Consider the following 24,479-nt stretch of genomic DNA (forward strand, 5'->3'; position numbering starts at 1 on the left):
TTTAATTATTGGGGCGTGTTGAGATGAAAATATTAAAAGATGAATTAACACCTAAAGAAAGGGCAATTTTATATAAATCAGGAAAAGAAGTTGATAGATTACCATGTTCATTTTCTTTATCTGAAACAGCACCTGTTATGTATGGATTAAATATAAGTGATTATTATTATTCTTCAGAAATGATGATTGAAATGGAACGAAATTTAGCAAGAGATTTTAATGTGGATTCTATGGGTGTAGGTTTAGGTCTTAGAGGCATAGGAGAAGCTCTTGGTTCTAAGTTAAAATATCCCAAAGATTCAGTCTCTTTTATAGTTGAGCCTGTACTCAAAGATTATTCAATGCTTGATTCTTTAGATATAATAGACCCTTATAAAGATGGGAGAATGCCAGCTATTATAGAAGCATTAAAAGTCTTAACAGATGAATTTTCAAATGAAAGATTTATAGGTTCAAGTTTAGCAGGTCCAATAAGTAATGTTGTAGCTATAAGAGGAGCTGAGAATATACTAAAAGATACTGTTAAAAATAAAGAAAATTTACATAAACTTTTAAAATATACAGTAAAATGCATGCTAAGATACACAGAAGTAATTTATAAAGAATGTGGGTCAAGTGTCAGCCTAGCTGAACCAGTAGCTTCGTCTAATCTGATAAGCTTAGTGCAGTTTAAGGAATTTGTAAAACCATATTTAGAAGAATTCGTACTAGGAGTTAAAGAAATTACAGGTTCAGCACCATCTATACATATATGTGGAAAGACTAAAGACAGATGGCAAGATTTAGTTGATGTAGGTCTTTCTGCGTTTAGTGTTGATAATTGCGAAGATTTAGAAGAGGTTAAAAAAGCAATTGGAAACAGTATGGGTATCTCTGGAAATGTACCACCAGTAGAAATTATGAGAAATGGAAGTATTAATGATGTAATGGAATCAGTAAAGGAATGTATCTTAAAGGCAAGTGACAATCCATGTGGATTTACGTTATCTCCTGGTTGTCAAATTCCGGTAGGAACTCCTATTGAGAACATACATGCATTTATGAATGCTGCTAGAATTTATAGTAAAAATGCTGTAAAAGGTAAATTATGTACATTTTAAATATTAATAAAAATATCATTGGAGGAAGTCATGAAAATTAAAAAATTAATTAGTTTATCACTAATAGCTATACTATCATTATCATTAGTAGCATGTTCTGGAAATGATAATGAAAAAAAAGAAAGTGAGTCTGCTAAAAAAGAAGTAAAAACTGTTAAAGTAGGTACATCTGACCCTATTATAAAAGAAATGTTAGATGCAGTACAAAAAGATTATTTAAATGATGGTTATAAAATGGAAGTTACTCTTTTTGATGGAGATATAATAAGTCCAAATAGTGGAGTTGCTGAAGGAACTTTAGATGCCAATTTCTATCAACATAGTGCGTTTTTAGAGCAATTTAATAAAGATAAAGGTACAGACTTGTCAGCAGTAGGAGAGCCTATTTATTATTCAAAAATGGGTGTATACTCAGATAAATTAAAAAGCTTAAATGATGTTAAAGATAATATGAAAGTTGCTATACCATCAGATGCAACTAATAAATCAAGAGCATTAGTTTTATTAGCAGATGAAGGTTTAATTAAATTAAAAGATGGTGTCAAAACTTATAGTCCTTTAGAGGTAGTTGAAAATAAACACAATCTAGAATTTATAGAAATGGATACTGTAAAAATTCCAAGTGCACTTCCAGATGTAGATTTAGGAGTGGTTAGAGCAATACAAATAATGAAATCTGACAAAGACCCAGAAAGTGCTTTAGCTTTTGATGAGCATGGGTCAGAATATGGTATAGTTTTAGCTACTAAAAGTGAAAATAAAGACCAAGAATGGGCTAAAGCTTTAACTAAAGAGTTAAAAGGAGAAAAAGTAAAAGCTATAATAGAGAAAAATTATGGTACTACATCAGTTCTTATAGAAGATAAATAACATAATTTTTAGATTTAACTATTTAAAAGAATTAAGCTGTTTTATGTGTGTATAAAAAACAGCTTAATTCTATGTGAAAAACTTGAGGTGATTATTTGATAAATGTGTCTAAATTGTATAAATCTTTTGGAAGTTTAGATGTGTTAAAAGATATATCTCTTTCTATAGAGCAAGGCGAAATATTTGGTTTGATAGGGAAAAGTGGTGCTGGGAAATCTACACTTTTAAGATGTATAAATCTATTGGAAGATTATGAAAAGGGTGAAATTTTGGTAGATGGATGTGAAATAAAAAACAATTCATATCGCAAAATTAGAGAATACAGAAAGAATATAGGAATGATATTTCAACATTTTTCTCTATTAGAAAGACAAAATGTATATAATAATATAGCTATTCCAATGAAGTGTTGGGGATATAAAAAAGATGAAATAGAAAAAAAAGTAATGGAACTTGTAAAAATAGTAGGTATAGAAGATAAGATATATCAAAAGCCTAAAGAATTGAGTGGAGGACAACGCCAGAGAGTTGCTATAGCTAGAGCTTTATCACTGGAGCCTAAAATTTTACTTAGTGACGAAGCTACATCTGCACTTGACCCAGAAACTACAAAATCTATACTATCACTTTTGAGAGAAATAAATGAAAGACTAAACATAACTATAGTATTAGTCACTCATCAAATGGATGTTATTAGAGAAATATGTAATAGAGTAGCTATATTAGAATATGGAAAGATAGCTGCATTGGGAGATGTCCAAAAGCTATTCTTGAATCAACCAGACTGCTTAAAGAGACTTTTAGGAGAGCAATTGGAGATTATGCCAGAAGAAGGTGTAAATATAAGAATATTATTTAAACAGGATAAAGCTAAAAATACATTGATTCCAGAAATGGCAAAACAAATTCCAGTTAATTTTTCAATTGTGTCTTCTAAGCTAGAAAAATTCAGAGATGATATTATAGGTAGCACTGTTATAAACATGGATGCTAGAGATAAAAAAATAATTAGTGAGTATTTAAATAGTAGATGCATAATTTGGGAGGCTTTAGATAATGGATAATCCAAGTCTTGTAATAAATAAAATAATAATTCCTGCAGTGTTTGATACTATTTATATGGTTACATGGGCTACTGTTATATCTTCTATAATCGGTTTTATATTAGCTATTATATTAGTAGAAACTTCAAATGAAGGACTTAGACCTAATAAATACATATATAAGATTTTAGATTTGATGATAAATATAATTAGGTCATTTCCATTTATCATATTGGCGGTGTCTATAACTCCAATTACAAGATTTGTAGTAGGTACTTCTATTGGAAAACAAGCAGCTATGTTACCTCTTATAATAGTTGCATCTCCATTTATAGCTAGATTAATTGAAAGTAATCTTAGAGAAGTTGATAAAGGTATGATTGAAGCAGCTAAATCTTTTGGTGCTTCAAATTTACAAATATTGTTTAGTATTATGTTTAGAGAAGCTATACCATCTATATGTTCAAGTATAACTCTTGCAACTGTATCAATACTTGGTAGTTCTGCTATGGCAGGAGCATTAGGGGCAGGAGGTTTAGGGTCAGTTGCTCTGATATATGGTTATCAAACATTTAACGATACCATAATGTATGGAACTGTAATTATAATAATTATAATGGTTCAAGTGATTCAAACTGTTGGAAATGTATTATATAAAAAATTGAAATAAAATTAGATTTAAAAGGAGAGAACAAATTATGAAGAAGCTTAAGTTAATTATTATGCTTGTTTTAGCATCATCACTTTTAATTACAGGATGTTCATCAGGAAATAATAAAAATAAAGAAGAACAAAAAACTATAAGAGTTGCTACATCAGGAACGTATTTCCCCTTTGCTTTTAAAGAGAAAGATAAACTTAAAGGGTTTGAAGTGGATTTCTGGGATGAATTTTCTAAACGAACTAATTGTAAAGTTGAATGGGTATTAACTGATTTTAGTGGATTATTTGGATTATTAGAAGCTGATAAAGCAGATGTAGTATCTGCTCAACTTACTGCAACACCAGACAGAAAGGAAAAATATGGTTTTTCAGATGCTTATAATTATAGTGGAACAAATATTATTGTTAGAAAAGATGATAATAGTATAAAATCAATAGATGATTTAGTTGGCAAAAAGGTAGGTGTGGGTACTGGAGCAGTGGCAAATGAAATACTAAAAGAAAAGTATCCAAATGGCGAAATAAAAATAGTAAATTATTCAAGCGCAACTCTTAAAGGGAACTATCAAGACCTAGAAATGGGAAGATTAGATGCAGTGGTTGCACAGGACGTTGAGGCTTTAATAGCCATAAAAGAACAAAAATTAAATCTTAAAATGGTAGAACCTCCTATTCAATTTGGTGCTTGTTCTTTTGCACTTCAAAAAAATGAAAAAGGTGAAGAATGGACAAAAGAAGTAAATAAAGTAATTGCAGATATGCACAAAGATGGAACTTTGACTAAAATATCTGAAACTTGGCTAGGAAAAGATATTACTAAGGAGCCTACTAATGAGTAATTTGAACTTTGAATTTTGTCTAAGTATATTTCCATTTTTAATTAAAGCCTTGGGAATAACAATACTAATATCTATTGTTGCATTTTTTATATCAATATTATTGGGTGTGATACTTGCATTTTTTACACAGACAAAATCAAAAATTTTGAAATACATAACTAGAATATACATTTCATTCTTTAGAGGAACACCACTTTTAATTCAAATATTTTTCTTTTACTTTGGATTTCCGATGATATTTTCCTTCATGAAAGATTGTTCTCCTTATTTAGCAATAGTAATTTGTTTAGGTGTAAATTCATCTGCATACATGGCAGAAATTATACGAGCATCCATTGAGAGTGTTGATAAAGGACAACAAGAGGCCTGTTATGCTTTTGGATTAAGTAAATATCAGTCAATGGTTAAAATAATCTTACCTCAAGCAGCTACATCTGCAGTACCTCCTATTGTAAGTTGTACACTAGATATAATTAAGGGGTCTTCCTTAGGTTTGACTATAGGAATACAGGATTTAATGGGAGTAGCTCAAGTAGAAGCTGCATCAAGTTTTAAATTTTTTGAGATATATATGGTAACGATACTAATTTATTGGGCGGTATCTATAGTATTGAGTAATATACAAATCAAGGTTGAAAAAAGGATAGGAAAAGCATATTAGATTTTGGTGTTTAAAGATAGGTTATATAAATATGTTCCTTCTTGTAAATAAATTTTTAATTTTAGAAAAAAGACATTTAGTAGTCTAAATATCAAAAAAATATAGTATCAAAAGGGTCTATATAGTCAGTTAATAAAATAGTTTTTTTCTATTGGAAAAATAAAGAAAATTCTATTATAATTTAACATGTGACAAAAGCTTGCAAAAAACAACATTAAGTGAGGGGGGATTTATTTTATGATTTTTAGTATGAAATATTTTTTAGAATTATTTCCAATAATAATGAAATCATTCAATATAACTGTTATTTTGGCAATAAGTTCATTAGTATTTTCATTAATTATAGGTACAATAGTAGCGTTATCATCTTATTACAAAGTGAAAGTATTGAATCAAATATGTAAAGTGTATGTATCTATCTTTAGAGGTACACCTCTTATGCCACAGTTATTCTTTCTATATTTTGGACTGGCATATATGAGTGATTTGGTTAAAAACATGGACCCAGTATTTGCAACCTCTATAGTACTTAGTTTAAATATGGGAGCTTATATGTCTGAAACTATAAGAGCATCCATACTTTCAATTGATAAAGGGCAGGTAGAAGCATCATATGCAATGGGATTAACAAATTTACAAACCATGAAAAGAATAGTGATACCACAGGCTATAAGAGTTGCCTTGCCATCATTATTCAATAATTTTATAGATTTAATTAAAGGGTCTTCTGTAGCTTTTGTTGTTGGAGTAAATGATATAATGGGTGCTGCTAAGTCACAAGGAGCATTGAGTTTTAAGTTCTTTGAAGTGTATGGAGCAGTTATGGTAATTTATTGGTGTATAATAACTCCTTTAGGATGGGGACAAAAAAAGTTAGAAAAGAAGATAAGTGATTATTAGAATATTAAAAAAATACATATAAAGTATTTTTACATAAAAATGGTGTGAGGAGAAGAGATATGATAAAAAGAAATATTATAAAATGTTTAGTAGCAGTTTTAGCATTAGCAGTTGTAACTACTGGTTGTTCAAAAAAAGAGGAAGCAAAGGATGAAAAGGTTATAAATGTAGCTTCATCTAATTCAGCCGACCCATATTCTTATGTTGACAATGGTGAGCATAAAGGTTTTGAAGTTGACATGTGGAAAGAGATTGGTAAAAGAAGTGGATATGAAATAAAAATGGAGCCAACAGGTTTTAGTTCTATATTTGGTATGTTAGATTCTGGTAAAGTTGATGTAGCAGCCAACTTCTTTGGAATGTCTAAAGAAAGATTAGAAAAATATGATGCCTCTATACCTTATGGTTCTGATGCTGTATGTATCGCTGTAAAAGATGGAAATAATGAAATTAATAAACTTGAAGATTTAAAAGGAAAAATTGTAGCAGTATCAGAAGGTTCTCAAGGTCAACAAGTTGCAGCTAGTGTTAATAAAGATAATTTATTTGAAGAAAAGGTTTATGGTGATGGAACTAATGGTATTCAAGATTTAGACTTAGGAAGAGTTAGTGCCTGGATTGATGCGGAACTTACTGTTGTAGGTGATGCTAAAAAAGCTAACATGAAGATAAGAGTATTAGATGATAAATTATCAGTTACTAACATAGCATATTTCTTTAAGAAAAATGATGAAAAATCTAAGACTATAAAAGAAGATGTAAACAAAGCAATAGAGGAAATGCTTGCAGATGGAACAGTGAAAAAAATATCTGAAAAATGGTTTGGAATGGATGTAAGTGCTGATATACAAAAATAAGTACTCCAAAACTAAAATATAAAGTTTTGATAACTATAGATAAGTATACTAAATTTATCTATAGTTATCTGTGTATTACAATATATTTATAGTAGTCTTTATAAATAAAAATAAGTTATGGAGGTATTGTAAATGATTGAAACTAAAATAAAATCTATTGCACTAAAAAATAGGGAAAAAATCATAAAAATAAGGCGACAGATACACCATAATCCAGAGTTGGCATTTAAAGAATTTAAAACATCCAAACTTATAAAGGAAGAACTAGATAAACTTAATATAGAATATATAGATGTTGCTGGCACAGGAGTATTAGCTACTATAGAAGGAAAAAATATTAGTGGTAAAACCATACTACTTAGAGCGGATATGGATGCTCTTCCAATAAAAGAGGAAAATGATTTAGAATTTAAATCAATAAATGATAATATGCATGCTTGTGGGCATGATGCACATGTTTCATGGTTGCTAGGAACAGCAATGATTTTAAATGATATAAAAGAAGAACTAAATGGAAATGTAAAGTTACTATTTCAACCTGGTGAAGAAAAAGGTGGTTCTGATATTGTAATTAAAGAAAATGTACTTGAAGGTGTAGATGTATTAGCAGCTGGTCATTGTTGGCCAACCATTGAATCAGGAAAAATTGGAATAGCTAGAAATTGTGCAATGGCAGCAACTAATACTTTCGAAATAACAATAATCGGAAAGGGTGGACATGGAGCAGAGCCTCACAATTGTATAGACCCAATTGCAGTTGGAAATGCAGTGTATTCGTCTATTCAACAGATAGTATCAAGAAAAATTGATCCAGTTGTACCAGTGGTAGTATCTGTTTGCTCTTTTAATTCTGGTGTTTCCAAAAATATAATACCAGATATATGTACACTTCAAGGAACTATTAGAGCAGTAAGTCAGGAAAAAGTGATTGAAGTAAGTAAAATTCTAGAGAACATAGTAAGAAGTGTATGTAAAGCACATGGAGCAGACTGCAAGTTTGAAAAGAGTGCAGGAGGAGATGCTATTATAAATGATAAAAATATGATAGAACTGGGGAGAAAAAGTGCTTGCAAAATACTTGGAGATGAAAATGTTGAAATGATTGATTTTCCAGCAATGACAGGTGAAGATTTTGCTATTTATATGAAAGAAAAACCTGGTTTATTTATGTATATAGGTATAGGTAATAAAGAAAAAAATATAAACTATAAATTGCACAACAGTAAGTTTGATATAGATGAAAAATGTTTGAGCATAGCATCTTCCTTATTATCTCAACTTGCAGTAGATTATTTATGTCAATTTTAGAGTATATTTATTAAAAAAGGTGGAGAACTATGATAAAAGTAGAAAATTTACATAAAAGTTTTAAAGGGACAGAAGTTCTTAAAGGTATAAATCTAGAGATAAATCAAAGTGAAGTAGTAGCTATACTTGGACCATCTGGAACAGGTAAATCAACACTCCTTAGATGTTTAAATTATCTAGTTGAGCCTACAAAAGGGAAGATAATGATTGGAGATGTAAAGGTAGATGTAGAAAAAGCGACAAAAAAAGATATAGCAAATTTAAGAAAACATACATCTATGGTATTTCAGAATTATAACCTATTTAAAAATAAAACTGCACTAGAAAATGTAATGGAGGCATTAATAGTAGTACATAAAAAAAGTAAACAAGAAGCTAAAGAGATATCTTTAAAATTAATAGACAAAGTAGGTATGTTGGATAGAAAAGATTTTTATCCATCAAAATTATCTGGAGGTCAACAACAAAGAATAGGTATAGCTAGAGCTATGGCAGTAAATCCAAATGTAATATTATTTGATGAGCCAACATCAGCACTTGACCCAGAACTTGTTGGAGAAGTGTTAAGTGTTATAAAATCACTTGCAAAAGAAGGAATAACAATGCTTATTGTAACTCATGAAATAAATTTTGCAAAAGAAGTTGCTGATAAAATCATATTTATGGATAATGGTGTAATAGCTGAAGAAGGAACTCCTAATGAGATATTTAATAATCCTAAAAATGAAAGAACTGCAAAATTTTTAAATATCATTAGGAAAGAAGAAGTATTTAATTAAATTTAGACAACTTTGAAAGAATACTATAAAACTAATAGTAGCAACAATAGCTACTATAACTGATATTCCTAATACTATATTAAATACAACTGGTAATACAGTAACATCAATGTTAGTTGCACGATTAGTGGAAGGAAAAGACTGGCTTATAGATAAAACATCAATTACTACAAAAAAATAAGCTAATTATAAATCCAATTAATATATAAAGTTAATAGATGTCTAATTTTGGATAAATTAGACATCTATTAACTTTTTGAGTAAAAATATAAATTTAAGATTCAAGTACAATACTTATAATTTTAATCAATTAACATAATTTATATTGAGGTAGACAAGTTTAAATGTCTAGTCTACTTTTGAAAACAGAATATTTCAAACTTGTTTTTATTAAAAGATAACAAACCTTCATCTCTCATCTTACCAAGCTCTCTTGACATAGAACTCCTATCAACGCACAAAAAATCAGCCATTTCATTTCTTGAAAAAGGAACTGTAAATTTGTGACTACCTGTTTGTTCTATTTGTTTTGAAAAATACATAAGTAATTTTTCACGAGTCGTTTTACGAGAAAGTAATTCTATTTTATTGTGAAGTAAAATATTTTTTTCAGCTATTAATTGTAACATGTTTTCAATTAATCTATTATGAAATACACATGTTGATGAACAAATACCAGTTACACTTTTAAACTTTATAAATAAAATTTCACAAGAAGATGTTGTAGTCACTGTGACATTGCTTTTATGTAGTCTAGTACATGCAAATACTTCTCCAAATAAATCTCCAGGTAATAGTTCAGCTACAATATTTCGATTACCTTCAATATCTTCCTTTATTATATGTGCATTTCCTTTAAGCATAATTCCAATAGAAGTGACCTCACTTCCAACTGAGAATATTATGCTATCCTTTGGATAAATCTTATCAACAACACCTAAACATTCTAACATTGCTTCAAGTTCGTCATTTTTAATTCCTTCAAAGAGAGGAATTTTTTTTAGCAGACTTATATGTTTTTCTAAAATTTTTTTCAAACAATCACTTCCTTGTTGCATATGCAACCGATAATTTGTTTTTATTGTACTATACTAAATTTATAAAAGCAAGAAGATATAAAAATCTTATTACAAAAAATTTGAAAGAAAAAGATGTAAGTCTTGAAAATAAATATATAAAAAATCAATATTTTAAATTAAAAAAATTTTATGAGGTGATATAAATGATGAGAAAAATAATTAAAATCGATGAGAAAAAATGTAATGGTTGTGGATTATGTGTTGAAGCTTGCCATGAAGAAGCTATAGGAATGGTAAATGGAAAAGCAAAACTTTTAAGAGATGATTATTGTGATGGTCTAGGAGATTGTCTACCAACTTGTCCAACAAATGCTATTTCATTTGAATATAGAGAAGCAGCAGAGTATGATGAAGTAGCAGTAAAAGCAAACATGGAAGCAAAGAAAGCACAAAATACAAATCTAGCATGTGGATGTCCAGGCTCTCAGTCTAAATCTATAAATAGAGACGTGTCAGATAATGAACAGGTAAATAATAATATAGCAGCTGAAACACAAGGGTCTCAGCTTAATCAGTGGCCAGTACAAATAAAACTAGTACCAGCTAATGCATCATATTTAAAAAATGCAAGTCTTTTAATAGCAGCTGACTGTACAGCATATGCATATGGAAATTTCCATAATAAATTTATGAAAAACAAGGTTACATTAATTGGTTGCCCTAAACTTGATGAAGTAGATTATGCTGAAAAACTTACAGAGATTTTAAAAACGAATGATATTAAAAATATAGTAGTAACACGTATGGAAGTTCCTTGTTGTGGTGGTATAGTAAATGCTGTTAAGACAGCTCTACAAAATAGTGGAAAGATGATACCATGGCAAATAGTTACTATATCTGTAGATGGAAAAATTGTGGATGGAGAAATTTAATCAAGCTAATAACAAAAAATGTAATAAATTTTAATAAATAAAAAGGGAGGAATAAAAATGGAGAATATGTTTTGTTTTCAATGTGAACAAACAGCAGGGGGTAAAGGATGTACTATAAACGGAGTTTGTGGCAAAAAGGGGGGTACAGCCAACTTACAAGATGAGCTTACAGGAGTATTAATTGGTCTTTCAAGAGCAACTATTGGAAATAAAAATAGACCAACAAGTGAAACAGATAAAGTTATGATAGAGGGATTATTCACTACTATAACAAATGTAAGTTTTGATGATGAAGCTATAAAAAGACAAATTGAAAAAACTGAGATAGAAAAAAGTAAACTTGTACCTAGATGTTTAGATTGTGAAACAAAATGTAGTAGAAATGATAACTATGATATGAAAAACTTGTGGAATGACAATGAAGATGTACGTTCATTAAAATCATTAATTCTATTTGGATTAAGAGGTATGGCTGCTTATGCATATCATGCAATGGTACTTGGTTATATAGACAAAGAAGTAAATGAATTTTTCTATGAAGGATTAATAGCAGTTGGAGGGGACTTAGCGATTGATGAACTTTTAGGATTGGTTATGAAAACTGGAGAAATAAACTTAAAATGCATGGAATTACTTGATAGAGCAAATACTGAAACTTATGGAATACCAGAGCCAACTCAAGTACCTATGAAAATTGAGAAAGGGCCATTCATAGTAGTTACAGGACATGACCTTTATGATTTACACAAATTATTAGAACAAACAAAAGATAAGGGAATAAATATATATACTCATGGAGAGTTATTACCAGCACATGCATATCCAAAATTAAAAGAATATAAGCACTTAAAAGGAAATTTTGGTACAGCATGGCAAAATCAACAAAAAGAGTTTGATAATATTCCTGCTCCAATACTGTTTACAACAAACTGTTTAATGCCTGTTAAAGACAGTTATAGAGATAGAGTATTTACTACAGAAGTAGTTGCTTATCCAGGAATGATTCATATTGATGAAGATAAAGATTTTTCTAGTGTAATAGAGAAATCTCTTGAACTTGGAGGCTATAAAGAAGATGTTCACATGACTGGTATTAATGGAGGAGATAAATTAACTACTGGTTTTGCAAGAGGTACAGTTTCATCTGTACAGGATAAAGTAGTAGATGCTGTTAAAAGTGGAGATATAAGACACTTTTTATTAGTTGGAGGTTGTGATGGTGCAAAACCTGGAAGAAACTATTATACTGAATTTGTAAAACAAGCCCCTAAAGATACTGTCATATTGACACTTGCATGCGGAAAATATAGATTTAATGATTTAGACCTTGGAGAAATTGGAGGTTTGCCTCGTTTAATGGATATGGGGCAATGTAATGATGCTTATAGTGCGATACAAGTGGCAGTCTCATTGGCGAATACTTTTGAATGTGGAGTAAATGAATTACCTCTTAGTATGGTATTATCATGGTATGAGCAAAAGGCCGTTTGTATACTTCTTACATTACTTCATTTAGGTATCAAAAATATTTATATAGGACCTTCTTTACCAGCATTCTTATCTCAAAATGTATTGAATATATTGGTTGATAAATTTGCATTAACACCTATATCTACTCCAGAAGAAGATATGAAGAAAATACTAGGATAAAGAGAATAAGTATATTCAAGAAGGGCAGTATTTGTAATTAAAATAAATAAGGAAGTGTCTCAAATTAACTTTTTAGTTCATGAGGCACTCTTTTTTTTATGAAATCAAATATATTTTTATCATTTCAATAATAAAAAAGAGGCTTATCTCTATTTTGGGATAGCCTCTTATTTATTTTTTATAATATGTTAAGGTACAGAAATTATTTTGATTCGTTAAATTTATTACTTATAATATCTAAAACAAATACTATATTCTATAATATTTATTTTAGATATTATAAGGTATGTACAGTACAAAGTACTTTAAATACCGAAATAGTAACATCGTTATATAGAACTTGCATAAAATATATATACTACTATAATGAAATTATTTTAACTGAAATTTAAAATCGATAAGGTATTTTGTATGGGGGTATATATATGAAAAATTCTAATTTTAATATATTGACTTTTGATGGTGGAGGATTAAGAGGAGCATTGAGTATAGCCATACTTGAGAGAATGGTAAATCAGTATCCAAATTTGTTAGATAATATAAATATGTTTGGAGGTACATCTACAGGAAGTTTAATCGCATTAGGTCTTGCGTATGGTGTAAGTCCAAAAGATATAAAAGAACTCTATTCAATAGAAAATTCAAAGCATATTTTCAGTAAAAGTTATGCAGAAATGTTAAGACCTAAGTATGAAAATAAAAATTTAAAAGAAGTTTTACTAAGTATATTTCCAGAAGAATTAGAATTAAAAGACTTGAAAAAATTAGTAATGATACCAAGCTTTTATATAGGAAATGAAGAAAACTCATGGAAACCAGTGTTTTATAATAATATGCCAAGTTCTCTTACAAAGACTAGTAAGGTTATAGATGTAGCAATGGCAAGTAGTGCTGCTCCTGTGTTTTTTCCAACATATAATCGACATATCGATGGAGGAATAATAGCAACTGACCCAAGTTTAGCATGTATAATTCATGCCATTGATAGTGGGTTTAAACTTAAAAATACAAGACTTTTTTCAATAGGAACTGGATATGTGTATAATAGTATAAAGGCAGATACTACTGAATGGGGAGCTATTGATTGGATAATTAATAAAGAACCCGATTTACCAATTATATCTATAACATTAGAAGGAAATTCTCAAATGAGCCAGTTATTTTCTCAAAAACTTCTTGGAGATAATTACTATAGACTAAATCCAAAAATGGAAAAGGATGTAGCTATGGATGATTATGATGAGTTGGAATATCTGTTATCTTTGGGCGAAAATTGTGATATAAAGGATGCTTTTGGATGGATAAGTAAAAAGAGTTTTTATAGAAAATAGATTTAATTTATAATTACATTTACAAACATTATTTTACTAATTAGATAAAAACAAGAAAATACAAGATTATTAAGCTACTTCTTAGGGAATAAATAAAATATAATTTTTTTAAGGAGTGATGAAAATGATAAAACTTGCTACTTTTGCAGGTGGATGTTTTTGGTGTATGGTGAAGCCTTTTGATAAATATGATGGGGTTATAAAGGTAGTTTCTGGATATATAGGTGGTCATGTTGAAAATCCCACATATCAAGAAGTATGTTCAGGAACAACTGGTCATGTAGAAGCTATTCAAATAACTTATGATGATGATATAATAAGCTATGATGAGTTACTAAATATATTTTGGAAACAGATTAATCCTACAGATGATGGTGGACAATTTGGTGATAGAGGGACTCAATATAAGACTGCTATATTTTATCATGATGAAGAACAAAAAAATATAGCTTTAAAGTCAAAAGAAGATTTAGAAAATAGTAAAATATTTGATAGCGAAATAGTAACAGCTATAATTCCAGCAACTAAATTTTATGATGCAGAAGAAAATCATCAAGATTATTATAAAAAAAGACCATTAAACTATAATATGTATTATAAAGGTTCAGGTAGGTATAACTTTGTAAAAAGTCACTGGGATGGAAATAATATAAATAGAGAAGAGTTAAAAAAGACTTTAACTCCTATACAATTTGAAGTTACTCAAAATGATATGACAGAAGTACCTTTTGAAAATGAATACTATGATAATGATAAAGAAGGGGTTTATGTTGATGTTGTGAGTGGAGAAGTTTTATTTTCATCAAAAGATAAATTTGATTCAGGATGTGGATGGCCAAGTTTTTCAAAGCCAGTAATAGATAAATCTATAGTTGAGAGAAGCGATTTTTCACAAGGTATGTATAGAGTTGAAGTAAGAAGTGCTAAAGGAAACTCTCATTTAGGTCATGTATTTGATGATGGGCCAAAAGAACTTGGAGGCTTAAGATACTGCATAAATTCTGCCTCTCTTAAATTTATACCTAAAGAAGAGATGGAAGGTTTAGGATATGGAGAATATCTAAAACTTTTTAAATAATTAAAATTAGCTATTATAGACTTAGATAAAAGGTGAAAATAAAAGATATATTTTCATCTTTTGTTTTTTTGTCAATAATATGATAAATTATTAATTGTAATCTTATAATTTATATTGATAGATTAAGAATTTAATTTTGAAAGAGAGAAAACAAATGAATTTAAAAGACTTTAATGGAAAGAGATTAAAATCAGCTAGAGTTTTTAGAGCAAAGACTATAGAACAGTTAGCTAAGGAAACGAAAATAAATAAGAAAGATTTGAAGGCTTTTGAAGAAAATAAATATATTCCTAACATGGAAAATACATTAAAATTATCAAATATATTAAATTTTCCAAAAGAGTATTTTTATAAACATGAAAATATGAATGTTATTGTTGAGGATAGTCATTTTAATCCTCAATCTAAACTACCTAGAGTAGAAGAAATTTCTTATAGAGAAAAAATGATAATTATTCATAAAATATACTCATTTATGGAGAGTTATATTAAGTTTCCAAAAGAAAATTTACCAAGTAAAAGAATAATGTCAGATACTAACATAAATGATATAGAAAGTCTTGCATATAAAACAAGAGAATTTTGGGATTTAAATAACAGCCCAATAGTAAATATGGTACACTTACTAGAATCTAATGGAATTATAATATCTGGTATGAATGTAGATAAAAAAGGGGCAACAATCTTTACCCAAAAACAGAGAATTGGAAAAGAAGTTAAATATTTAATATCTCTGGGCAATGATAAAAAATCAGCATCAATTAGAAACTATGATTTAGCATATGAACTTGGTTATATAGTGTCAAGTGAATTGAGAATACCAAATAAGCAATTTTCAGCAGATGAGTATGCATGTGCATTTTTATTACCAAAAGAGAGTTTTTTAGAAGACTTGATTCATCCAGAAGACATAGATTATTATGTAGAGTTAAAGAAGAAGTGGATTGTACCTATGTCTGCTATGCTTTTTAGAGCATATAATCTAGGTAAGATAAATTATAAAAAATATAATTATCTTATGAATGAGATGGAGAAAAAAGGGTGGTTAAGAGAAGAACCTCTAGATAAAATGAAAGGTTCAAGTCCAATGTATTTAAAAAGAGCAGTCGAATTATTGATAGAAAATAAAATAATGAGTACAAATAGTATAGTATCTAGTTTAGAAGAATTTGGAATAAATCTTTATCCAGAAGATTTAGAATTGTTAATGGGACTAAAAAAGGGATTATTATCTCAAAATATAAATAAAAAAAGCAAAGTTATAAAATTTGATGGAAATAAGTAGGTTGATATTTTAGTATTGAAATTAAAAGCAGGTATAGATGATTTTAACATTAACTTAGTTAAAAGATTTTTGTTATGAGTAATTTACCTGCTTTTAATATAAAGTTTTAAAATTTAAAAAAAGTATCTTAGTCGACCATTAGTAGCTCATAACAAACACCTTGAGCTACCAAGTTAAATCCAAAATGTAAACCAACATGACCAATTCCGATTATTGATATTTTTCTAGGTTTTATTGTAAAACTTAGCATCTCATCACATTTTGTTTTATGTATACATATCATGATACTCTACAATAATCATAGAGTTATTTAAATGAGTTAGATAAGACTCTCTTAAAATAATTTTGAATCTAAAGTGTTTTTGAAAGTGCAATATGTTCTCTTAAAACAGAGCAAGATTTACTAAATTCATTTTGCTCATCTTCAGTCAGATTGATTTCAATAATTTCTTCTATGCCATCTTTTCCTATAACACAAGGAACACCTGCAAATACATTTGTCTCATTGTATTGACCTTCTAACAGTGTAGAGACAGGTAGAATTTTTTTCTCATTATGTAATATAGCTTTTACAATTTCTACTAAAGCAGTTCCTATTCCAAATTCTGTACAATCTTTACCATTTATTATGCTTATACCTGTTTTCTTATTTTTTTCAACTATTGATGGCAAATCTAGTTCTCCATAAGTAGTTGGATTATCCTTTATCATGTCTAATAAAGGCTTACCACCAATTGAAACATGAGACCAAGGAACCATTTGAGAGTCTCCATGTTCACCCATAGAATAAGCTTGTATTGACTGTTGAGCTATTCCAGTTTCTTCAGATAGAAGTCTTCTAAGTCTTGTTGAATCTAAAGCTGTGCCAGTTCCAATAACTTTATTTTTAGGAAAACCAGATTTTTCCCAAATATAATTTGTGACTACATCAACAGGATTAGATATAACTATAAATATACCATCAAAACCAGAATTAATTATAGGTTCTACTATAGACTTTATCATTCCAATGGTTGGTCTTAGTAGGTCTAATCTAGTTGTGTTTTGTCTACGTAAAGGTCCTTCTGAAGAGTCAGCAACGCTTATTACTACTATATCAGAATCTTGGCAATCATCAAAAGTTCCCTTGTCTATAGATACTTTATGTGGTAAATAAGAAACTGCATCAGCTAAGTCTAAAGCTTGAGCTTTTGCCTTAGCCTCATCTATATCAATCATAAAGAGTTCATCACAAACCCCTTGAGTTATCAAACTAAATCCACAATGAGACCCAACATGCCCTGAACCCACAATAGATATTTTTCTTGGTTTTATTGCCATTTTATATCACTCCTCCTAAAACAACGACACATTTATAAGAAAATTATAGATGTTATTAAAAGCTGTTTTTGTATATTTTAATATTCTATTATTTCAGAAAATTTATTTAATATGATTTTATACTAAAATTTTTAAAAAATCAATGTTAATATACTCTATATTAATGAATGTTAAAGTATTATATGTATATTTGAAATTATTAATAATTATTAAAATATGTAATGTCACGGATATTTAAAACATTTAAGAGTAGAATATGTGCATAAATAATAATGATGTCGGTTGATAATGATATTAAATTGAGGTATACTGTTTTCTCAAATTAAAAAATAAAGGAGTAAATGTGTTATGAATTATTACACAAAGGAAGAATTGATGGAAGCACTGAGAGTAGTTTCTTCAAGTATTATTAATTGTGAAAAAATACAACCAAAATTTTCAGAGGGGACTTCTCAGCATTCCCTTCTTAGAAATAGGATAAAAGCCTTGTATATTTCTAAGGCATTGATAGAATCTGAGGATATTATGGATAAATATACAAAAGAAGAGTTAATAGAAGCTTTACCACCTGTAACTTCGATTATTAGCAAATGTGAAAAAGGACAGATGAAATTTTCAGAGGGGACTTCTCATCACACACGTTTTAAGAATATTATAGAAGCAATGTATATTTCAAAATCATTAATAATGGATGAAATTAGTAAAAGAGATTAAAGCTTATTTTGCAATTTAACATGTTTTAATATACTTTTCATTATATAAGAAAATAAGTAAGCATACATGTTATAAGATATTAGAATAATATACAATTATAAATTTGTTAACACTAATATCTATATGTTAAAATATAGTAGATGATGTTAGTAAATAATAGGATGAGTTCTATTTTAATACAATTAAATTAAGCTTAGGTTGAAATTTGTATTTAAAAAGTAAAGTAGTCTAGAATTAAGAAAATGGAGATAGAATTATAATGGAAAAGTTATATTATACAAACCAATATGTAAGAGATTTTACAGCAGAAATAATTGAAATAAAAGAAATAGAAAATAAGTATCATGTTTTATTAGATAAGACAGCGTTTTTTCCTGGTGGAGGAGGTCAGTTTGGAGACCTAGGAAAAATAGAGAATTATGATGTAATAAGTGTGTATGAAGATGGAAAAAATATATACCATGTATTAGATAAAAAACCTATAAAGATACATAAGGTAAAGTGTAGTATTGATTGGGAGAGAAGAGAGGATGGAATGCATCAACATTTTGGACAACATGTATTATCTGGATGTTTTTTTAAAACTTTTAATGCAAATACGACAGGTTTTCATCTAGGAAATGAGTATAGTACAGTAGATATAGAAGGTAATTTAGAAGAGGATAAAATTAGAGAGATAGAGTTGCTTGCTAATGAAATTATTCGTCAAAATATACAAGTAGAAACCTTACTTCCAACAAAAAAAGAACTAAAAAAGATTTGGTTAAGACGTGACTTGCCAAATACTAATGAAGAGATAAGAGTAATAAAAATAGGTGATTTAGATACAAATGCGTGTTGTGGAGTGCATCCAAAATCAACTGGTGAATTGAGAATGATAAAAATAAAGAAATGGGAAAAACATAAGTCAAGTACAAGAATAGAGTTTCTAGCAGGTAAAAGGGCAGTGGATGAAGTATTAAAGAGGGATATATATCTGACTAAAATATGTAGATATTTGAGTTGCAGTGAAGAGGATGCTATAAATGGTATTGTAAATTTAAATAATAAGGTGGAAGAAGCTCTAAGTAAAAAAAGAAAGATTGAAGAAGTAGTAGCTAATTATCAAGTTAAAGAAATGATTGAAAATGCAAATAAAATTAATACTATTTCAGTTATTAAAAAGGCCTATGATAATGAAGATTTAAAATATGTAAACAAAATAGCAAACAAAATTACAGAAGATGAAAATAATATTGCATTATTTGCTGTTAAATTTGAAGATAAAATAAATCTAATTTTTGCATGTTCTAAAAACTTGAAAAATATTAATATGGGAAATTTATTAAAAGATGCAATAAGTCTTATAGATGGTAAAGGTGGAGGAAGCCAAGTACTAGCTCAAGGTGGAGGAAAAAATAATGGTAATTTAGAAGCTACACTTGATTATGCATTTATGAAGCTAGAAAAAACTCTATAAATATATTTAAGCAAAAACATCAATGTAATAAAATAGATATGGGGGAATAAACATGGAACAACAAAAGGATTATATAGAGTTATATGAAAATGAAGAATTAATAGAGATAAGGGAAGCTCGTATAGATGATTTGGATGTAATAGCAAAATTTAATTATAATTTAGCTAAGGAAACTGAAGGAAAAGAGCTTGATATGGATGTTCTGACTAAAGGTGTAAAAGCATTATTATTGGATGAAAGAAAAGGTAAATATCATGTCTATACAGTATTTGATAAAGTTGTTGCACAGATTATGTATACGTATGAGTGGAGTGATTGGAGAAATGGGAACTTTCTTTGGATTCAGAGTGTATATGTAGAGAAAGAATATAGAAGAAAAGGTATTTTTAATTATTTATTTAATTATATAAAAAATATGTGTGATAGAGATGAAACTATTGTTGGAATGAGATTATATGTAGAAAAAGAAAACATAAATGCAAAAGCAACATATGAGTCTTTAAATATGTATGAGTGTGATTATAATATGTATGAATATGAAGTAATACACTAGTAATATAAACCTATGATATTATAGAGATTATTGAGTATATTGATAACTATGTGAAATAAACTGGATATTATAATTAGAATTTTTAGGGGGTATAAAAATGGACGTTTTCAAAGGAATGTTTTATGTATTTTTATTTTTAGATTTAGTATCAATATTTTGCTTCTTTTTTAACAAAGGAAAAATAGCATCTAATAAATTTGTATTTAATGCAATAGGGGTACTTACATTTGTGCTTTGTTTTATGCTTTTTAGTTATTATCCAAATAGCAATATTCTTGGCAAGTTTATTGCATCTATATTTTTTATATTTGGAATAGTAGGAGTTATGTTAAAAGAGAAAAACTTTTTATATGCTAGGCTTCTTTTAACATTAGTTATTGTTTTTTCAACAATTATATTGTTCGTTATTCATTAGAATATATTTGTTTAAGGATTTGTTAAGGTCTACACTTTTTAGTGTAGGCTTTTTTTTGTTTTTAATAAATATTTAAGGAAATTTTAAGAAAATTTTAAAATCGTCTTAAATGTTTATTGCTACCATTGAAATATTAAGAGAGAAGGTGATTATTAGTGGAAGAAAATAAAAAATTAGAAAAATTTTTACTATCAATTGTGTACATAATATTTTTTGTATATGTTTTATTGACTATAAGAATAATTTTATTTAAAGATGTACCAATTTATGCTATTTTTAAAGGAATGTTCAGGTCTGTAAATTTAATACCATTTTATACAATATGGCAATTTATCATAGATAATAATATTAGTTTTATGAGAGCTACTGTAAATATTATAGGAAATATAGGCATATTTATTCCAATGGGGATTTTCTTTCCTATAGTATTTAAAGAATTAAATAAAAAAACTATGATTACAGCAATTATATTTATTAGTTTAGGATTTGAAACAATACAATATATTCTTGCTCTTGGAAGTAGTGATATAGATGATATTATTTTAAATTCATTGGGTGGTATAATTGGTATTGCTATTTACATAAATATGACTAAATTATTTCCTAATAATATAATAAAGTTCAAGGCTATAATAGGAACTAGCTTGGTTTTAGGAGTTATAGGGCTAGGAATTATTTCTATAAATTATCAAGACTTGTTAAACTTTAAATTTAAATCAAATAAAGAAATATCAAAAATATTAATTGATGAAAATAAGGAAATAATCAAGGATATAAATAAAGATGAGGTAGACATAATTGGTACATTTGAGAGATTTGAAAAAGGCACAATAACCATTAAAGCTGGTTCTAATAATAAAGTAAAGAGACCAGAAAATATAATTGATAGTGATGGAAATATAAGAATTTATTTAAGTGAAAATACAAGATTAGTATCTTATGTGATTACTGAAGAATCAAAAAGTGATGTAGTTAAATATCAAGAATTTGATGTTAAAAATTTACCATTATTAAGGAAATACGATACATTTTATGTTTGGATTGATAAAGAAAACCAATCAAAAGATAAACATGGGATTGTAGCTAGCAAATTGTTAATTGGATTAAATGAATAGGACATTAATTTAATATAAAAGAATAACAAACATAAAAAACGAAAAAACTATTTCTATAACTATTTTTACATTATGCATAAAATAAGACAACTTAGTGAAGGAGTAGAGATAAATTATGGAAATAATAAGGTATGTTTTGTACTTTTTTATATATTCTTTCTTAGGATGGACAGTAGAAAGTATAGGTTGTTCTATAGCGAGCAAAAGAATAATTAATAGAGGCTTTTTAAATGGTCCAATATGTCCTGTTTATGGTTTTGGAGCAGTGATTATAATATCATTATTGGAAAGGTTTGATAATATAGTCATAATATTTCTATTAGGCATGATTTTAACAACAATATTAGAGTATTTTACAGGATTTATTTTAGAGACCTTATTTCATGCAAAATGGTGGGATTATTCTGACAGAAAATTCAATATAAAGGGTAGAGTATGTTTAAAAAATGCAATATACTTTGGTGTAATGTCTGTTATAATAGTAAAGTTGATACATCCATTTATAAAGTATTTTGTAGGAACAATTCCATATAGAATATTAATATCAATTGCTATAATTACAACACTTTGGACTATAATTGATTTGATTGTTACTATTATAACACTCAAAAAATTGGATATAAAGTTAAGCTTGTTAGATGAGATAATTGCAGACCTTAGTGATATAAATGTGAAACTTGATAAATTTGATAGAGGCGAGATACAAGCTTTATTTAAAACAGTAAATAAAGATGAATTGGAAACTAGAGAAAAAATAAACAAAATAAACAGTAAATTAGACCGTATAGAGTCCAATATTATCCTACAAAAAAGAGTTATCAAAGCTTTTCCATATATAAAACATAAAAAACAACAAGAGCAATTAGAGTATTTCAAAGGTATTATTAGAGAAAATAAAAAATAATTATATAATTTAATAGAAAATAAACAGAATAATGGTATTTATAAGTTAATTTTCAAAGGACTCTATAAAAATAGAATAGAGTCCTTTATTTTTTGTGGAATAATGTTTATTTGATAAGAATAAAATATATTGTTCCTGAATAACAAATATTTTGAAAATTGTAAAAACATATATTGACAATTTGTGTCAAAGATAATAACATTAAGTATATAAAGAATTTTATATAGGAATATCTTTATAAATCGCAATAATTTTAAAACATAAATCTATTTAAAGAGGGGATGATTTGCCAATGAGCGAGATAACTAGTCAAATGATAAGTACAGAAGAAAAAAAATATGTTGCTAAAACACAAAAAATACCTTACTATCCAGTAGCATTTAAATCAGGTGATGGTGCAATGTTATATGATTATGAAGGTAATGAGTATGTTGATTTTTTAGCAAGTGCAGGCTCTGCGAATGTAGGTCATGGAAATAAGGAAATCTCACAAGCAGTTAAAGAACAAATGGATGATATTACACAATATACACTTGCGTATTTCCATAGTGATCCTCCTGTAAAATTAGCTGAGAAGCTTGTGGAAATAGCCCCTGGAGATAATGATAAAAAAGTATTATACAGTGCAACAGGTTCTGCTTGTATAGATGCTGCTATAAAACTAGCAAGAGGGTATACTGGAAGAACAAAAATAATATCTATGTATGAATCTTATCATGGAAGTACTTATGGAGCTATATCTATATCTGCATTAAGTACAAATATGAGAAGAAAAATGGGTCCATTGTTACCAGAAGTTTATCACTTCCATTACCCTGATAAAAATAGAACAGCTAAAGAATGTTTAGATGAGATAGAATATGCTTTTGCGCACTATTTACCAGCAGAAGAAGTAGCTGCAATATTTATAGAACCAATTGCAGGAGATGCAGGAATAATAGTACCTCCAGTAGAGTGGGTACAAGGTTTAAGTAAAATATGTAAAGAAAATGGAATACTACTTATAAGTGATGAAATACAACAAGGTATGGGAAGAACAGGTAAGTGGTTTGGTATAGAAAATTTCGGAGTTGAAGCAGACCTTATAGTTCTTGGAAAATCTGTTGGAGGTGGATTACCTTTAGGAGCAGTTGTTGGAAGAACTGAGATAATGCAAAGCCTTGATGCTCCAGCACATCTATTTACTTTAGCTGGAAATACAACAGTATGTGTAGCTGCTTTAAAATCTATAGAAATAATTGAAAGAGAAAACTTACTTCAAAAGAGTATAGAAATGGGAGATTATATTAAAGCAGGATTTGAGAAGTTAAGAGAAAAATACGATATAATTGGAGAAATAAGAGCTTTAGGATTATCTATAGGAGTTGATATAGTTAAAGGAAATGGCTCTAATGAAAAAAATCCAGATGCTACAGCTAAGATATGTTATAGATGTATACAAACTGGTTTAATAATGATATTCTTAGGTCAATCTACTTTAAGAGTACAACCTCCTCTAGTAATAACTAAGGAACAAGTAGATAAAGCAATGAGTATCATAGATTCTGCAATAGATGATTATTTAAATGGTAGAATTGGTGATGAAGTATATGAAGTAACTCAAGGTTGGTAAAATACATATAAATAAAAATAAGAGTTATCTCAGTTTTAGAAAGTAATTTCTGAAATGAGATAACTCTTTTAA

Annotated in this window: 25 protein-coding genes; 22 read left to right on the plus strand and 3 right to left on the minus strand. The window is 28.2% G+C overall.

Features of this window, described 5'->3' with window-relative positions:
* Nucleotides 1-23: 23 nt before the first annotated feature.
* The 10 genes from KGF38_RS02695 (at nt 24) to KGF38_RS02740 (ending at nt 9,020) form a co-directional block, all read left to right on the plus strand.
* Nucleotides 24-1,100, plus strand: coding sequence for a uroporphyrinogen decarboxylase family protein (locus KGF38_RS02695; RefSeq protein WP_054270638.1), 1,077 nt, complete (start codon nt 24-26; stop codon nt 1,098-1,100).
* A gap of 30 nt (nt 1,101-1,130) precedes the next feature.
* On the plus strand, nt 1,131-1,970 hold the full coding sequence (locus tag KGF38_RS02700; protein ID WP_054270637.1) for a MetQ/NlpA family ABC transporter substrate-binding protein: 840 nt from the start codon (nt 1,131-1,133) through the stop codon (nt 1,968-1,970).
* Nucleotides 1,971-2,065: 95 nt separating this feature from the next.
* Complete coding sequence (locus tag KGF38_RS02705) at nt 2,066-3,034, plus strand: methionine ABC transporter ATP-binding protein (RefSeq protein WP_167640615.1); 969 nt, start codon at nt 2,066-2,068, stop codon at nt 3,032-3,034.
* Complete coding sequence (locus KGF38_RS02710; protein ID WP_054270635.1) at nt 3,027-3,683, plus strand: methionine ABC transporter permease; 657 nt, start codon at nt 3,027-3,029, stop codon at nt 3,681-3,683. The genes KGF38_RS02705 and KGF38_RS02710 overlap by 8 nt, the downstream gene beginning before the upstream one ends.
* 28 nt (nt 3,684-3,711) lie before the next feature.
* Entirely contained in the window at nt 3,712-4,515 is an 804-nt protein-coding gene (locus KGF38_RS02715) for a transporter substrate-binding domain-containing protein (RefSeq protein ID WP_167640614.1), read from the plus strand.
* Nucleotides 4,508-5,176, plus strand: coding sequence for an amino acid ABC transporter permease (locus tag KGF38_RS02720; RefSeq protein ID WP_054270633.1), 669 nt, complete (start codon nt 4,508-4,510; stop codon nt 5,174-5,176). The genes KGF38_RS02715 and KGF38_RS02720 overlap by 8 nt, the downstream gene beginning before the upstream one ends.
* Before the next feature lie 237 nt (nt 5,177-5,413).
* A complete protein-coding gene (locus KGF38_RS02725; RefSeq protein WP_167640613.1) occupies nt 5,414-6,076 on the plus strand; it encodes an amino acid ABC transporter permease in 663 nt (220 codons plus the stop codon).
* 59 nt (nt 6,077-6,135) lie between these two features.
* Entirely contained in the window at nt 6,136-6,933 is a 798-nt protein-coding gene (locus KGF38_RS02730) for an amino acid ABC transporter substrate-binding protein (RefSeq protein WP_074179623.1), read from the plus strand.
* Between the two features lie 132 nt (nt 6,934-7,065).
* Complete coding sequence (locus KGF38_RS02735) at nt 7,066-8,241, plus strand: M20 metallopeptidase family protein (RefSeq protein WP_054270630.1); 1,176 nt, start codon at nt 7,066-7,068, stop codon at nt 8,239-8,241.
* A 29-nt stretch (nt 8,242-8,270) separates the two neighbouring features.
* On the plus strand, nt 8,271-9,020 hold the full coding sequence (locus KGF38_RS02740; RefSeq protein ID WP_054270629.1) for an amino acid ABC transporter ATP-binding protein: 750 nt from the start codon (nt 8,271-8,273) through the stop codon (nt 9,018-9,020).
* Between the two features lie 353 nt (nt 9,021-9,373).
* Here the strand turns inward: KGF38_RS02740 and KGF38_RS02745 are convergent, their stop codons facing one another.
* Nucleotides 9,374-10,078, minus strand: coding sequence for a Crp/Fnr family transcriptional regulator (locus KGF38_RS02745; protein ID WP_054270628.1), 705 nt, complete (start codon nt 10,076-10,078; stop codon nt 9,374-9,376).
* 164 nt (nt 10,079-10,242) lie between these two features.
* Between KGF38_RS02745 and KGF38_RS02750 the strand changes: the two genes are divergently transcribed.
* The 5 genes from KGF38_RS02750 to KGF38_RS02770 all read left to right on the plus strand — a co-directional run bounded on the left by KGF38_RS02750 (nt 10,243) and on the right by KGF38_RS02770 (nt 16,315).
* Nucleotides 10,243-10,971, plus strand: coding sequence for a 4Fe-4S binding protein (locus tag KGF38_RS02750; RefSeq protein WP_054270627.1), 729 nt, complete (start codon nt 10,243-10,245; stop codon nt 10,969-10,971).
* A 57-nt stretch (nt 10,972-11,028) separates the two neighbouring features.
* Nucleotides 11,029-12,621 (plus strand): hydroxylamine reductase, encoded by a 1,593-nt coding sequence (gene hcp / locus KGF38_RS02755; RefSeq protein ID WP_054270626.1) that lies wholly within the window; start codon nt 11,029-11,031, stop codon nt 12,619-12,621.
* 425 nt (nt 12,622-13,046) lie between these two features.
* The gene (locus tag KGF38_RS02760; RefSeq protein WP_054270625.1) at nt 13,047-13,952 is read left to right on the plus strand and encodes a patatin-like phospholipase family protein; all 906 of its coding nucleotides are present in this window, start codon (nt 13,047-13,049) and stop codon (nt 13,950-13,952) included.
* Nucleotides 13,953-14,076: 124 nt separating this feature from the next.
* Complete coding sequence (gene msrA, locus KGF38_RS02765; RefSeq protein WP_054270624.1) at nt 14,077-15,030, plus strand: peptide-methionine (S)-S-oxide reductase MsrA; 954 nt, start codon at nt 14,077-14,079, stop codon at nt 15,028-15,030.
* Between the two features lie 154 nt (nt 15,031-15,184).
* Complete coding sequence (locus KGF38_RS02770) at nt 15,185-16,315, plus strand: helix-turn-helix domain-containing protein (RefSeq protein WP_054270623.1); 1,131 nt, start codon at nt 15,185-15,187, stop codon at nt 16,313-16,315.
* Nucleotides 16,316-16,442: 127 nt separating this feature from the next.
* On the opposite strand, the gene KGF38_RS02775 is transcribed toward KGF38_RS02770, so the two are convergent.
* Complete coding sequence (locus KGF38_RS02775) at nt 16,443-16,598, minus strand: hypothetical protein (protein WP_227832149.1); 156 nt, start codon at nt 16,596-16,598, stop codon at nt 16,443-16,445.
* Nucleotides 16,599-16,666: 68 nt separating this feature from the next.
* Nucleotides 16,667-17,635, minus strand: a complete 969-nt coding sequence (locus tag KGF38_RS02780; RefSeq protein WP_054270622.1) for an L-lactate dehydrogenase — start codon at nt 17,633-17,635, stop codon at nt 16,667-16,669.
* Nucleotides 17,636-17,983: 348 nt separating this feature from the next.
* Here KGF38_RS02780 and KGF38_RS02785 point away from each other — a divergent pair, with 348 nt between their 5' ends.
* The 7 genes from KGF38_RS02785 to KGF38_RS02815 all read left to right on the plus strand — a co-directional run bounded on the left by KGF38_RS02785 (nt 17,984) and on the right by KGF38_RS02815 (nt 24,407).
* Entirely contained in the window at nt 17,984-18,349 is a 366-nt protein-coding gene (locus KGF38_RS02785) for a hypothetical protein (RefSeq protein WP_054270621.1), read from the plus strand.
* 259 nt (nt 18,350-18,608) lie between these two features.
* On the plus strand, nt 18,609-19,808 hold the full coding sequence (locus KGF38_RS02790; protein ID WP_054270620.1) for an alanyl-tRNA editing protein: 1,200 nt from the start codon (nt 18,609-18,611) through the stop codon (nt 19,806-19,808).
* 52 nt (nt 19,809-19,860) lie between these two features.
* Entirely contained in the window at nt 19,861-20,361 is a 501-nt protein-coding gene (locus tag KGF38_RS02795) for a GNAT family N-acetyltransferase (RefSeq protein ID WP_054270619.1), read from the plus strand.
* A 97-nt stretch (nt 20,362-20,458) separates the two neighbouring features.
* Complete coding sequence (locus tag KGF38_RS02800) at nt 20,459-20,776, plus strand: hypothetical protein (protein ID WP_054270618.1); 318 nt, start codon at nt 20,459-20,461, stop codon at nt 20,774-20,776.
* Between the two features lie 155 nt (nt 20,777-20,931).
* The gene (locus tag KGF38_RS02805; RefSeq protein WP_054270617.1) at nt 20,932-21,891 is read left to right on the plus strand and encodes a VanZ family protein; all 960 of its coding nucleotides are present in this window, start codon (nt 20,932-20,934) and stop codon (nt 21,889-21,891) included.
* Between the two features lie 115 nt (nt 21,892-22,006).
* Nucleotides 22,007-22,795: a putative ABC transporter permease gene (locus KGF38_RS02810; RefSeq protein ID WP_054270616.1), complete on the plus strand. Its 789-nt coding sequence runs from the start codon at nt 22,007-22,009 to the stop codon at nt 22,793-22,795.
* A 292-nt stretch (nt 22,796-23,087) separates the two neighbouring features.
* A complete protein-coding gene (locus KGF38_RS02815; RefSeq protein WP_054270615.1) occupies nt 23,088-24,407 on the plus strand; it encodes an aminotransferase class III-fold pyridoxal phosphate-dependent enzyme in 1,320 nt (439 codons plus the stop codon).
* Nucleotides 24,408-24,479: the final 72 nt, after the last annotated feature.

It is taken from the genome of Clostridioides sp. ZZV14-6387 (genome assembly GCF_020657835.1).
Lineage (GTDB): Bacteria > Bacillota > Clostridia > Peptostreptococcales > Peptostreptococcaceae > Clostridioides > Clostridioides difficile_A.

What these genes read in the sequence shown, in the direction of transcription:
- KGF38_RS02720 (WP_054270633.1), top strand. Translation starts at nt 4,508, where the DNA reads ATGAGTAATTTGAACTTTGAATTTTGTCTAAGTATATTTCCATTTTTA.
- KGF38_RS02770 (WP_054270623.1), top strand. Translation starts at nt 15,185, where the DNA reads ATGAATTTAAAAGACTTTAATGGAAAGAGATTAAAATCAGCTAGAGTT.
- KGF38_RS02780 (WP_054270622.1), bottom strand. Translation starts at nt 17,635, where the DNA reads ATGGCAATAAAACCAAGAAAAATATCTATTGTGGGTTCAGGGCATGTT.
- KGF38_RS02745 (WP_054270628.1), bottom strand. Translation starts at nt 10,078, where the DNA reads ATGCAACAAGGAAGTGATTGTTTGAAAAAAATTTTAGAAAAACATATA.
- KGF38_RS02785 (WP_054270621.1), top strand. Translation starts at nt 17,984, where the DNA reads ATGAATTATTACACAAAGGAAGAATTGATGGAAGCACTGAGAGTAGTT.
- KGF38_RS02750 (WP_054270627.1), top strand. Translation starts at nt 10,243, where the DNA reads ATGATGAGAAAAATAATTAAAATCGATGAGAAAAAATGTAATGGTTGT.
- KGF38_RS02795 (WP_054270619.1), top strand. Translation starts at nt 19,861, where the DNA reads ATGGAACAACAAAAGGATTATATAGAGTTATATGAAAATGAAGAATTA.
- msrA (WP_054270624.1), top strand. Translation starts at nt 14,077, where the DNA reads ATGATAAAACTTGCTACTTTTGCAGGTGGATGTTTTTGGTGTATGGTG.
- KGF38_RS02810 (WP_054270616.1), top strand. Translation starts at nt 22,007, where the DNA reads ATGGAAATAATAAGGTATGTTTTGTACTTTTTTATATATTCTTTCTTA.
- KGF38_RS02790 (WP_054270620.1), top strand. Translation starts at nt 18,609, where the DNA reads ATGGAAAAGTTATATTATACAAACCAATATGTAAGAGATTTTACAGCA.
- KGF38_RS02815 (WP_054270615.1), top strand. Translation starts at nt 23,088, where the DNA reads ATGAGCGAGATAACTAGTCAAATGATAAGTACAGAAGAAAAAAAATAT.
- KGF38_RS02725 (WP_167640613.1), top strand. Translation starts at nt 5,414, where the DNA reads ATGATTTTTAGTATGAAATATTTTTTAGAATTATTTCCAATAATAATG.
- KGF38_RS02735 (WP_054270630.1), top strand. Translation starts at nt 7,066, where the DNA reads ATGATTGAAACTAAAATAAAATCTATTGCACTAAAAAATAGGGAAAAA.
- KGF38_RS02740 (WP_054270629.1), top strand. Translation starts at nt 8,271, where the DNA reads ATGATAAAAGTAGAAAATTTACATAAAAGTTTTAAAGGGACAGAAGTT.
- KGF38_RS02715 (WP_167640614.1), top strand. Translation starts at nt 3,712, where the DNA reads ATGAAGAAGCTTAAGTTAATTATTATGCTTGTTTTAGCATCATCACTT.
- KGF38_RS02695 (WP_054270638.1), top strand. Translation starts at nt 24, where the DNA reads ATGAAAATATTAAAAGATGAATTAACACCTAAAGAAAGGGCAATTTTA.
- hcp (WP_054270626.1), top strand. Translation starts at nt 11,029, where the DNA reads ATGGAGAATATGTTTTGTTTTCAATGTGAACAAACAGCAGGGGGTAAA.
- KGF38_RS02775 (WP_227832149.1), bottom strand. Translation starts at nt 16,598, where the DNA reads ATGATATGTATACATAAAACAAAATGTGATGAGATGCTAAGTTTTACA.
- KGF38_RS02730 (WP_074179623.1), top strand. Translation starts at nt 6,136, where the DNA reads ATGATAAAAAGAAATATTATAAAATGTTTAGTAGCAGTTTTAGCATTA.
- KGF38_RS02710 (WP_054270635.1), top strand. Translation starts at nt 3,027, where the DNA reads ATGGATAATCCAAGTCTTGTAATAAATAAAATAATAATTCCTGCAGTG.
- KGF38_RS02760 (WP_054270625.1), top strand. Translation starts at nt 13,047, where the DNA reads ATGAAAAATTCTAATTTTAATATATTGACTTTTGATGGTGGAGGATTA.
- KGF38_RS02700 (WP_054270637.1), top strand. Translation starts at nt 1,131, where the DNA reads ATGAAAATTAAAAAATTAATTAGTTTATCACTAATAGCTATACTATCA.
- KGF38_RS02800 (WP_054270618.1), top strand. Translation starts at nt 20,459, where the DNA reads ATGGACGTTTTCAAAGGAATGTTTTATGTATTTTTATTTTTAGATTTA.